Raw genomic sequence first — 9,372 nt, 5'->3', positions numbered from 1 at the left:
AGAAATGTGATGGGCAAGGAAAAGTTTTCGCGGTCTAAGCCGCACTGCAACATTGGTACGATTGGTCACGTTGACCATGGCAAGACGTCTTTGACGGCGGCGATCACGAAGGTTCTGTCCGAGAAGGGCGGGGCGACGTTCACCGCCTATGACAACATCGACAAGGCGCCCGAAGAAAAGGCGCGCGGGATCACCATTTCGACCAGCCACGTCGAGTACGAGACCGAAAAGCGTCACTACGCGCACGTCGACTGCCCGGGTCACGCCGACTACGTCAAGAACATGATCACCGGTGCGGCTCAGATGGACGGGGCGATCCTTGTGGTTTCGGCGGCCGACGGCCCGATGCCGCAGACCCGCGAACACATCCTTCTGGCCCGCCAGGTCGGCGTGCCGGCGCTGGTGGTGTTTTTGAACAAGGTCGACCAGGTGGACGACGAGGAACTTCTCGAGCTCGTCGAGCTTGAAGTGCGCGAGCTGCTTTCGTCCTACGAGTTCCCCGGCGACGACATTCCGATCACCAAGGGCTCGGCGCTGATGGCGCTGGAAGACAAGCGCCCCGAGATCGGCCGCGATGCGGTTCTGGCGTTGATGGATACGGTCGATGCCTATATCCCGCAGCCCGAGCGTCCGGTCGACCAGCCGTTCCTGATGCCGGTCGAGGACGTGTTCTCGATCTCGGGCCGTGGCACGGTTGTGACCGGTCGCGTCGAGCGCGGCATCGTCAAGGTTGGCGATGAAGTGGAGATCGTTGGCATCAAGGACACCCAGAAGACCACGGTGACCGGTGTCGAGATGTTCCGCAAGCTGCTCGATTCGGGTGAGGCGGGCGACAATATCGGCGCGCTGATCCGCGGTATCGACCGCACGCAGGTTGAGCGCGGGCAGGTTCTGTGCAAGCCCGGTTCTGTGACGCCGCACACCAAGTTCGTTGCCGAGGCCTATATCCTGACCAAGGAAGAGGGCGGGCGTCATACCCCGTTCTTCACCAACTACCGGCCGCAGTTCTACTTCCGGACGACGGACGTGACGGGTGTGGTGACGCTGAACGAAGGCGTCGAGATGGTGATGCCTGGCGACAACGTCGAGATGCATGTGGAGCTGATCGTTCCGATCGCGATGGAAGAAAAGCTGCGCTTTGCCATCCGTGAAGGCGGCCGCACCGTCGGCGCCGGCGTCGTATCGAAGATCGTCGCCTAAGCGACAGGACAATCGTGAAGGCGGTGCGTGGTGACGCGCACCGCAATCCTCTTTTCGGGATAGAACGAAGATGAACGGTCAGAACATTCGCATCCGGCTCAAGGCGTTCGATCATCGCGTGCTCGATAATTCGACCCGCGAGATCGTCAACACCGCCAAGCGTACGGGCGCACAGGTGCGCGGTCCCATTCCGCTGCCTACGCGAATTGACAAATTCACCGTCAACCGGTCGCCGCACGTCGACAAGAAGAGTCGCGAGCAGTTCGAGATCCGGACTCACAAGCGCCTTCTGGACATCGTGGATCCGACCCCGCAGACGGTCGATGCGCTGATGAAGCTCGATCTTGCCGCCGGTGTCGACGTCGAAATCAAGCTCTAACTGTATGAGTTTCTAGCGTTTTTCATGTTTGTGGGTCCTCTTGGTAAACAATGACCCGGAAAAACGCCCAAAAGAAAAGGTTACAACCGATGCGTTCTGGATTGATCGCACAGAAGCTGGGAATGACCCGCATCTTCACAGATGACGGCGCTCATGTTCCTGTTACCGTTCTGGCGCTGCAAGGCTGCCAGGTGGTGGGCCAGCGCACGCAGGAAAAGGACGGCTACGTCGCGCTCCAACTGGGCGCGGGCACCGTCAAGGTCAAGAATGTGAGCAAGGCCGAGCGCGGGCAGTATGCCGCCGCCAAGGTCGAGCCCAAGCGCAAGGTCGTCGAGTTCCGCGTGAGCCAAGACAACCTCATCGATGTCGGGGCCGAACTTCAGGCCGACCACTTCGTTGAGGGCCAGCTTGTGGACGTCACCGGGACCTCGATCGGCAAGGGCTTTGCCGGTGCGATGAAGCGTCACAATTTCGGTGGCCTGCGTGCCTCTCACGGTGTGTCGATTTCGCACCGCTCGCACGGTTCGACCGGTAACAGCCAGGACCCCGGCAAGGTGTTCAAGGGCAAGAAGATGGCCGGACACATGGGCGACGTGCGCGTCACGACCCAGAACGTCAAGGTCGTCAAGACCGATGTCGAGCGTGGCCTTATCATGGTTCAGGGTTCGGTTCCGGGCGCCAAGGGCGGCTGGATTCAAATCCGCGATGCCGTCAAGAAGCCTGCTCCGGAAGGTGTTGCACGTCCCGGTTCGTTCAAGGCACCGGCTGCCGCCAATGGGGAGAGTGCATAAATGGAACTCCAGGTAACAACCCTTGAGGGCAAGGCGGCGGGCAAGGTAAAGCTCGATGAGACCGTGTTCGGTCTCGAGCCGCGCGCCGACCTTATCCAGCGCATGGTTCGCTATCAGCTCCTGAAGCGCATGGCAGGCACCCACGACGTCAAGAATCGTGGCGAGGTTGCCCTGACCGGCAAGAAGTTCGGCCGCCAGAAGGGCGGCGGCGGTGCGCGTCACGGTTCGCGCCGGGCCAACATCTTCCGTGGTGGTGGCCGCGCGTTTGGTCCGACCCCGCGCAGCCATGCCGTCGAGATGCCCAAGAAGGTCCGGGCGCTTGCCCTAAAGCACGCGCTTTCGGCCAAGGCCAAGGCGGGCGAACTGGTCATTCTCGACAGCGCCGTTGCCTCCGAGCCCAAGACCGCGGCCCTGAAGGCGGCGTTCGGCAAGCTTGGTTTTTCCAATGCGCTGATCATCGGCGGTGCCGAACTGGACAAGAATTTCGCGCTTGCCGCGCGCAACATTCCCCAGATCGACGTTCTGCCGGCCCAGGGCATCAACGTTTATGATATTCTGCGCCGCGAGAAGCTGGTCCTGACCAAGGACGCCCTTGCTGCGCTGGAGGGCCGGTTCCAATGAGCGCGCTCAAGGCATACGACATCATCCGCAACCCCGTCGTGACTGAAAAGTCGACGATGGCTTCGGAAAACAACCAGGTTGTTTTCGATGTGGCGATCGATGCAACCAAGACCGACATCAAGGCCGCCGTCGAGCAGCTTTTCTCGGTCAAGGTCAAGGCGGTCAACACCATCGTGCGCAAGGGCAAGGTCAAGAAGTTCCGCAACTTCCTTGGCCGGCGCAAGGATGTGAAGAAGGCCATCGTCACGCTCGTGGACGGCCAGACCATCGATATTTCGACCGGTCTGTGAGGCTAGGGAACAAGAACAATGGCTTTGAAGCATTATAATCCGACCTCGTCAGGCCAGCGTCAGCTCGTCGGTATCGATCGGTCCGAACTGTGGAATGGCGGCCCGGTCAAGAAACTGACCGAAGGTCTGAGCAAGTCCGGCGGCCGCAACAACCGTGGCCGCACGACCGTCTATTCACGTGGTGGCGGGCACAAGCGCCGGTATCGTCTGGTCGATTTCAAGCGTACCAAGTTCGACGTCGTGGGCACCGTCGAGCGTCTAGAATACGATCCAAACCGGACCGCATTCATCGCTCTGGTGACCTATGAGGACGGCGAGCAGGCCTATATCCTGGCTCCGCAGCGTCTGGCGGCCGGCGACAAGATCGTCTCCTCGATGAACGCGGTCGACGTGAAGCCCGGCAATGCGATGCCGCTCGAGAAGATGCCGGTGGGCACCATCGTCCACAACATCGAGATGAAGCCGCGCAAGGGCGGGCAGATGGCCCGTTCCGCTGGTGGCTACGCGCAGTATGTGGGCCGCGACTCCGGCTGGGCGGTCCTTCGCCTCAATTCGGGCGAGCAGCGCCGCGTCCACGGGACGTGCCTTGCAACGGTGGGTTCGGTATCCAATCCGGATCACTCGAACACCAATCTGGGCAAGGCCGGGCGCAGCCGCTGGCTGGGCCGGCGTCCGAACGTTCGCGGTGTCGCGATGAACCCGGTCGACCACCCGCATGGTGGTGGTGAAGGCCGCACTTCCGGTGGCCGTCACCCCGTGACGCCCTGGGGCAAGCCGACCAAGGGCAAGCGCACCCGCACCAACAAGGCGACGGACAAGTTCATCATCCGCTCGCGTCATCAGAAGAAGGGCAGGTAAGCGCCATGTCACGTTCCGTCTGGAAAGGCCCGTTCGTTGACGGGTATCTGCTCAAGAAGGCAGACAAGGTCCGTGAATCGGGCCGCAACGAGGTCATCAAGATCTGGAGCCGCCGCTCGACGATCTTGCCGCAGTTCGTTGGCCTGACCTTCGGAGTCTATAACGGTCAGAAGCATATCCCGGTGAGCGTCTCCGAGGACATGATCGGCCACAAGTTCGGTGAATTTTCGCCCACGCGCACCTATTACGGGCACGCGGCCGACAAGAAGGCGAAGAGGAAATAAAAGATGGGCAAGCCAAAGAACGAGCGCATGCTCGGGGATAATGAGGCCAAGGCCATCCTGCGCATGGTTCGTACCAGCCCCCAGAAGCTGAACCTGGTTGCCGCGCAGATCCGCGGCAAGAAGGTCGACAAGGCTCTGGCCGAACTCGAATTCTCGCGCAAGCGGATTTCGGAATCGGTCAAGAAGACCCTTGAGAGCGCCATCGCGAATGCCGAGAACAATCATGGTCTCGACACCGATTCGCTGGTGGTTGCCGAGGCTTTTGTCGGAAAGGCGCTGGTGATGAAGCGCTTCAAGGCCCGGGCCCGCGGTCGCGGCGCGCGGATCGAGAAGCCGTTCTCGCACCTGACCATCGTTGTCCGTGAAGTCGAGGAGACTGCCTGATGGGACAGAAAGTTAATCCGATCGGGCTTCGGCTCGGCATCAACCGGACTTGGGATTCCCGCTGGTACGCCAACAAGGGCGAGTTCGGCTCGCTCCTGCAGGAAGATCTCAAGATTCGTGAGATGCTCGAGGAAGACCTCAAGCAGGCAGCGGTTTCCAAGATCGTCATCGAGCGCCCGCACCGCAAGTGCCGCATCACGATCCACTCGGCCCGTCCGGGTATCGTCATCGGCAAGAAGGGCGCGGACATCGAGAAGATCCGCTCCAAGGTCAAGAAGTTCACCAGTTCGGAAGTGCACATCAACATCGTTGAAGTGCGCAAGCCGGAAACCGATGCGACGCTGGTCGCCCAGGGCATTGCCCAGCAGCTCGAACGCCGCGTGGCATTCCGCCGGGCCATGAAGCGCGCCGTGCAGACGGCGATGCGCATGGGCGCGCAGGGTATCCGCGTCAACGTTGGCGGCCGTCTCGGCGGTGCGGACATCGCACGCACCGAGTGGTACCGCGAGGGCCGCGTTCCGCTCCACACGCTGCGCGCGGACGTGGATTACGGTGTCGCCGAAGCCTCCACGACCTACGGGATCATCGGGATCAAGGTCTGGATCTTCAAGGGCGAGATCATGGAACACGATCCGATGGCTCACGAGCGCCGCGCCACCGAAGGTGGCGACGGTGGCGGGCAGGGCCGTCGCGGTCCGGCCGGTGACAGGAATTAAAGATTATGTTGCAACCGAAGCGTACAAAGTTCCGCAAGGCCCACAAGGGCCGGATCCACGGCGTCGCCAAAGGGGGCTTTGCCCTCAATTTTGGCGAATATGGCTTGAAGGCGCAGGAGCCTGAGCGTATAACCGCCCGCCAGATCGAGGCAGCACGCCGCGCGATGACTCGTTACATGAAGCGCGCCGGCCGTGTGTGGATCCGGGTGTTCCCGGATGTGCCGGTGTCGTCCAAGCCGACTGAAGTTCGTATGGGTAAGGGCAAGGGGGCTCCCGAATTCTGGGCCGCCCGCGTCAAGCCCGGCCGGGTCATGTTCGAGATCGACGGCGTGAGTGAAGAAGTTGCGCGTGAAGCTCTGCGTCTTGCGGCCATGAAGTTGCCGATCAAGACGCGGTTCGTCAGCCGCATTGCAGATTAAGGACGTATAGCGATGGCCAAGCCGAGCGACGTTAGGGCAAAGACGGTGGACGAACTCAAGACCGAGCTCGTCGACCTCAAGAAAGAGCAGTTCAATCTGCGCTTCCAGCGCGCTACCCAGCAGCTGGAAAACACCGCGCAGGTGCGCAAGGTCCGCCGCGAGATCGCGCGCGTCAAGACCGTGCTCGCCGAAAAGACCGCGGCAGCGAAGTAAGGAGACACGAGATGCCCAAGCGTATCCTGCAGGGGACCGTGGTCTCCGACAAGAACGACAAGACGATCGTGGTGAACGTGGAGCGCCGCTTCACCCATCCGATCATGAAGAAGACGGTCCGCCGTTCCAAGAAGTACCACGCTCATGACGAGGCCAACACGGCCAAGGTCGGCGATATCGTACAGATCGAGGAAACAGCGCCCATCTCGAAAAACAAGCGTTGGACACTCGTTACGCAAGCCTGATCGGCCGCGGAACGTACTGAGATCAAAGAAGGCAATCAGTCATGATTCAGATGCAAACAAATCTCGACGTGGCCGACAATTCGGGCGCCCGTCGTGTTATGTGCATCAAGGTGCTGGGCGGTTCGCATCGCAAGTATGCGTCCGTTGGCGACATCATCGTGGTGTCGGTCAAGGATGCCATTCCGCGCGGCCGCGTCAAGAAGGGCCAGGTGATGAAGGCCGTCGTGGTGCGTACGGCTTCGGATATCCGCCGCCCCGATGGCACAGTGATCCGTTTCGACCGCAATGCCGCGGTCATCATCAACAATAACAAGGAACCGATCGGCACCCGTATCTTCGGCCCGGTTCCGCGTGAGCTGCGTGCGAAAAATCACATGAAGATCATTTCGCTCGCCCCGGAGGTGCTGTAATGGCCGCCAAGATCAAAAAGGGTGACAAGGTCATCGTTCTGACTGGCAAGGACAAGGGCAAGACCGGCACGGTGACCCAGGTCATTCCGTCCGAGACCCGCGCCATCGTCCAGGGCGTCAATCTCGTGCGCCGCCATACACGGCAGACCGCCGAGCGCGATGCGGGCATCTACACCAAGGAAGCCCCGATCCACCTGAGCAACATCGCGCTGCTGGATGCTAAGGACAACAAGCCGACCCGCGTCGGCTTCAAGATCGAGGACGGCGTGAAAAAGCGCGTCGCAAAGCGTTCCGGAGAAGTGATCGATGGCTGAGACATATATCCCGCGCCTTCGCACCCATTATGACGATGTGGTGCGCGCAGGTCTCGTCGAGACCTTCAACTACAAGAACCCGATGGAAGTCCCCAAGCTCGACAAGGTCGTGATCAACATGGGCGTCGGCGAAGCGGTTGCGGATTCCAAGAAGGTGAAGGCGGCGCTCGCCGATCTCGAAAAGATCGCCGGGCAGAAGGGCGTCATCACCCATGCGCGCAACTCCATTGCGGGCTTCAAGGTTCGCGAGGGTATGGCACTGGGCGTGAAGGTCACGCTGCGCAAGGCCCAGATGTACGAGTTCATCGATCGTCTCGTGAACGTGGCCCTGCCGCGTGTGCGTGACTTCCGTGGGCTCAACCCCAAGAGTTTCGATGGCCGCGGCAACTTTGCCATGGGCATCAAGGAACACATCGTGTTCCCCGAGATCAACTATGACCAGATCGATCAGGTCTGGGGCATGGACGTGATCGTCTGCACCACAGCAAAGACCGACGATGAAGCGCGCGCGCTTCTCAAGGCTTTCAATTTCCCGTTCCGCCAATAGGCCGGGACAGGGAAAAGAGACGAAAGAGAGAACTGGATGGCCAAGACAAGCTCCATCGAAAAGAACAAGCGCCGCGCAAAGCTCGCCAAGCAATATGCCGACAAGCGCGCTGCCCTCAAGGCGAAGACCCGGGACGAAAGCCTTTCGTTCGAGGAGCGCTTCGCCGCACAGCTCAAGCTGGCCGAGTTGCCGCGCAATGCCTCGCCGGTCCGCGTGCGCAATCGCTGCGAGGTGTCGGGCCGTCCGCGTGGATATTATCGCAAGCTCAAGCTCAGCCGTATCGCGCTGCGTGAACTTGGGTCGATGGGTTTGATCCCGGGCCTGGTCAAGTCGAGCTGGTAAGGAAGAACTGATATGACGCTCACCGATCCTCTTGGCGATATGCTGACCCGCATCCGTAACGCGCAGTTGCGTCGCCGCGACGTGGTCCGGACCCCGGCCTCGTCCCTGCGCGCCCACGTTCTGGATGTTCTGAAGTCAGAAGGCTACATCCGCGGCTACAATGAAGTGGCCACCGATAACGGCCTGGCCGAGTTCGACATCGAACTCAAATACTCGGAAAACCAGCCCGCGATCCGCGAGCTGCAGCGTGTGTCCAAGCCCGGCCGCCGGGTGTACGCATCCGTCAAGAATATCCCCGTGGTCGGTAACGGCCTTGGTGTCTCGATCCTCAGCACCCCCAAGGGTGTGATGGCCGATCACCAGGCGCGTGCTGAAAATGTTGGCGGTGAGGTCCTCTGCCGCGTCTTCTAAGGCGCGAGGAGGAGACCCCACCAACTTGAAAGAAGGCGAAGAAAAATGTCGCGTATTGGCAAGAAGCCGGTAGCACCGGTCAGCGGCGTGACGGTCACGGTCGATGGCCAGCAGGTCACCGCCAAGGGTTCCAAGGGCGAACTCTCGGTCGTGCTCGTGGATGCCGTCAAGCCCGAGATGACCGAAGAGGGCGTCGTCGTCACCCCGGTCGACGATAGCCGCGAGGCCCGCTCGGCCTGGGGGTTGTCGCGCACGCTGGTCCAGAACATCGTCACCGGTGTCTCCACGGGCTTTGAAAAGAAGCTGGCGATCACGGGTGTCGGTTACCGCGCCCAGATGCAGGGATCTGACCTCAAGCTCTCGCTCGGGTTCAGCCATGAAGTGATCTACAAGGCTCCCGACGGCATTTCGCTTGCCGCCCCGACCCAGACGGAAATCGTCGTGACGGGCATCGACAAGCAGCAGGTGGGGCAGGTCGCCGCCAATATCCGCGAGTTCCGTCCGCCGGAGCCCTACAAGGGCAAGGGTGTGCGCTACGTCGACGAGTACATCTTCCGCAAGGAAGGCAAGAAGAAGTAAGGATTGGTCGATATGGCTAAGCTTTCTGGTATTGAACGCCGCAAGGCGCGGGTTCGTCGGACCCTCAGGGCCCGTGCCAACGGCCGTCCGCGCCTGTCGGTCTTCCGTTCGGACAAGAACATCTACGCACAGGTCATTGACGATGTGCAGGGCGTGACGCTTGCGTCCGCGTCCACGCTCGAAAAGGACCTCAAGATCAAGAATGGCGGGAACACCGCCGCTGCCGCCGAGGTGGGCAAGGCTGTCGCCGAGCGTGCCAAGAAGGCAGGGGTTACCGATGTCATCTTCGATCGTGGCGCCTACATTTTCCACGGCCGGGTAAAGGCCCTCGCAGACGCTGCCCGCGAGGGCGGCCTGCAGTTCTAACCG

General features: G+C 61.0%; 19 protein-coding genes. All 19 read left to right on the top strand.

From position 1 onward, the window contains the following. Positions 1-9 precede the first annotated feature (9 nt). On the top strand, positions 10-1,200 hold the full coding sequence (gene tuf, locus DQG18_RS10570; protein ID WP_116654219.1) for an elongation factor Tu: 1,191 nt from the start codon (positions 10-12) through the stop codon (positions 1,198-1,200). 70 nt (positions 1,201-1,270) lie between these two features. After that, positions 1,271-1,579, top strand: coding sequence for a 30S ribosomal protein S10 (gene rpsJ / locus DQG18_RS10565; protein ID WP_116654218.1), 309 nt, complete (start codon positions 1,271-1,273; stop codon positions 1,577-1,579). Positions 1,580-1,668: 89 nt separating this feature from the next. Next, entirely contained in the window at positions 1,669-2,370 is a 702-nt protein-coding gene (gene rplC / locus DQG18_RS10560; RefSeq protein WP_116654260.1) for a 50S ribosomal protein L3, read from the top strand. Further along, positions 2,371-2,991, top strand: a complete 621-nt coding sequence (gene rplD / locus DQG18_RS10555; protein WP_116654217.1) for a 50S ribosomal protein L4 — start codon at positions 2,371-2,373, stop codon at positions 2,989-2,991. Further along, the gene (locus tag DQG18_RS10550; RefSeq protein ID WP_116654216.1) at positions 2,988-3,281 is read left to right on the top strand and encodes a 50S ribosomal protein L23; all 294 of its coding nucleotides are present in this window, start codon (positions 2,988-2,990) and stop codon (positions 3,279-3,281) included. Before rplD ends, DQG18_RS10550 begins: the two co-directional genes overlap by 4 nt. Positions 3,282-3,299: 18 nt before the next feature. Continuing rightward, positions 3,300-4,139 (top strand): 50S ribosomal protein L2, encoded by an 840-nt coding sequence (gene rplB, locus DQG18_RS10545; protein WP_116654215.1) that lies wholly within the window; start codon positions 3,300-3,302, stop codon positions 4,137-4,139. A gap of 5 nt (positions 4,140-4,144) precedes the next feature. After that, a complete protein-coding gene (gene rpsS / locus DQG18_RS10540) occupies positions 4,145-4,423 on the top strand; it encodes a 30S ribosomal protein S19 (RefSeq protein ID WP_116654214.1) in 279 nt (92 codons plus the stop codon). Positions 4,424-4,426: 3 nt separating this feature from the next. Further along, complete coding sequence (rplV, locus tag DQG18_RS10535; RefSeq protein ID WP_116654213.1) at positions 4,427-4,807, top strand: 50S ribosomal protein L22; 381 nt, start codon at positions 4,427-4,429, stop codon at positions 4,805-4,807. Beyond that, positions 4,807-5,523 carry a 30S ribosomal protein S3 gene (gene rpsC / locus DQG18_RS10530; RefSeq protein ID WP_116654212.1) on the top strand — a complete coding sequence of 239 codons (717 nt, stop codon included), beginning with the start codon at positions 4,807-4,809 and terminating at the stop codon, positions 5,521-5,523. Before rplV ends, rpsC begins: the two co-directional genes overlap by 1 nt. 5 nt (positions 5,524-5,528) lie before the next feature. Further along, on the top strand, positions 5,529-5,942 hold the full coding sequence (gene rplP / locus DQG18_RS10525) for a 50S ribosomal protein L16 (protein ID WP_116654211.1): 414 nt from the start codon (positions 5,529-5,531) through the stop codon (positions 5,940-5,942). A 12-nt stretch (positions 5,943-5,954) separates the two neighbouring features. Continuing rightward, entirely contained in the window at positions 5,955-6,155 is a 201-nt protein-coding gene (gene rpmC, locus DQG18_RS10520) for a 50S ribosomal protein L29 (protein ID WP_116654210.1), read from the top strand. An 11-nt stretch (positions 6,156-6,166) separates the two neighbouring features. Beyond that, positions 6,167-6,400 carry a 30S ribosomal protein S17 gene (rpsQ, locus tag DQG18_RS10515; protein ID WP_116654209.1) on the top strand — a complete coding sequence of 78 codons (234 nt, stop codon included), beginning with the start codon at positions 6,167-6,169 and terminating at the stop codon, positions 6,398-6,400. Between the two features lie 41 nt (positions 6,401-6,441). Further along, a complete protein-coding gene (rplN, locus tag DQG18_RS10510) occupies positions 6,442-6,810 on the top strand; it encodes a 50S ribosomal protein L14 (RefSeq protein WP_114644921.1) in 369 nt (122 codons plus the stop codon). Then, positions 6,810-7,124: a 50S ribosomal protein L24 gene (gene rplX, locus DQG18_RS10505; protein ID WP_116654208.1), complete on the top strand. Its 315-nt coding sequence runs from the start codon at positions 6,810-6,812 to the stop codon at positions 7,122-7,124. Before rplN ends, rplX begins: the two co-directional genes overlap by 1 nt. Further along, positions 7,117-7,671: a 50S ribosomal protein L5 gene (gene rplE, locus DQG18_RS10500; protein WP_116654207.1), complete on the top strand. Its 555-nt coding sequence runs from the start codon at positions 7,117-7,119 to the stop codon at positions 7,669-7,671. The genes rplX and rplE overlap by 8 nt, the downstream gene beginning before the upstream one ends. A gap of 36 nt (positions 7,672-7,707) precedes the next feature. Then, the gene (gene rpsN, locus DQG18_RS10495) at positions 7,708-8,013 is read left to right on the top strand and encodes a 30S ribosomal protein S14 (protein ID WP_116654206.1); all 306 of its coding nucleotides are present in this window, start codon (positions 7,708-7,710) and stop codon (positions 8,011-8,013) included. A gap of 12 nt (positions 8,014-8,025) precedes the next feature. After that, positions 8,026-8,424, top strand: coding sequence for a 30S ribosomal protein S8 (rpsH, locus tag DQG18_RS10490; RefSeq protein WP_116654205.1), 399 nt, complete (start codon positions 8,026-8,028; stop codon positions 8,422-8,424). Between the two features lie 45 nt (positions 8,425-8,469). Further along, complete coding sequence (rplF, locus tag DQG18_RS10485) at positions 8,470-9,003, top strand: 50S ribosomal protein L6 (protein WP_116654204.1); 534 nt, start codon at positions 8,470-8,472, stop codon at positions 9,001-9,003. Between the two features lie 12 nt (positions 9,004-9,015). Beyond that, on the top strand, positions 9,016-9,369 hold the full coding sequence (gene rplR / locus DQG18_RS10480; RefSeq protein WP_116654259.1) for a 50S ribosomal protein L18: 354 nt from the start codon (positions 9,016-9,018) through the stop codon (positions 9,367-9,369). The last annotated feature ends 3 nt before the right edge of the window (positions 9,370-9,372 follow it).

The organism is Pelagibacterium sediminicola (assembly GCF_003390885.1).
In the GTDB taxonomy this organism is placed as follows: Bacteria; Pseudomonadota; Alphaproteobacteria; order Rhizobiales; family Devosiaceae; genus Pelagibacterium; species Pelagibacterium sediminicola.
The sequence above is the reverse complement of the archived record's forward strand: the minus strand, read 5'-3'. Positions and strand labels throughout refer to the sequence as shown.